The organism is Xanthomonas sp. SHU 199, assembly GCF_000364665.1.
GTDB lineage: Bacteria > Pseudomonadota > Gammaproteobacteria > Xanthomonadales > Xanthomonadaceae > Xanthomonas_A > Xanthomonas_A sontii.
This window is the reverse complement of sequence record NZ_AQOI01000818.1, coordinates 1-392: the sequence shown is the minus strand read 5'-3', so window position 1 is coordinate 392 and position 392 is coordinate 1. Positions and strand designations below refer to the sequence as shown.

Sequence of the window (392 nt, the reverse complement as noted above, 5' to 3'; positions counted from 1 at the left end):
GGGCTGCCGGGCAGCGGCCCGGGCGCCGGCAACGGCGCCAAGCCGCTGTTCGGTCCCGGCCCCGGTGCCGCGGCGGTGCAGGGCCTGCCGCTGCCCTCGGACCAGGCGTTCCAGTTCGAAGCCATCGTCGGCGACGGCAATACCCTGCTGCTGCGCTTCACCCCGGCGCCCGGCTATTACCTGTATCGCGACCGCACCGCGCTGGCGCTGGAGGGCGCGCCCGGCATCCGCACCGGCATGCCGCGCTGGCCCAAGGGCAGCTCGCACCAGGACGAACACTTCGGCAACGTGGTGGTGTACTTCGACCAGACCGAGGTCACCGTGCCGCTGCAGCGCCAGCGCGCCGACGCCACCGCCGCGACCCTGGTGGCGACCTTCCAGGGCTGCCAGAC

1 protein-coding gene is annotated in these 392 nt (G+C 74.0%); it reads left to right on the top strand.

Annotated features, from left to right (window positions below; translation table 11 throughout):
• Positions 1-392, top strand: a 392-nt coding sequence (locus D183_RS25695) for a protein-disulfide reductase DsbD N-terminal domain-containing protein (protein ID WP_039729407.1), incomplete at both ends; no start/stop codon positions are given.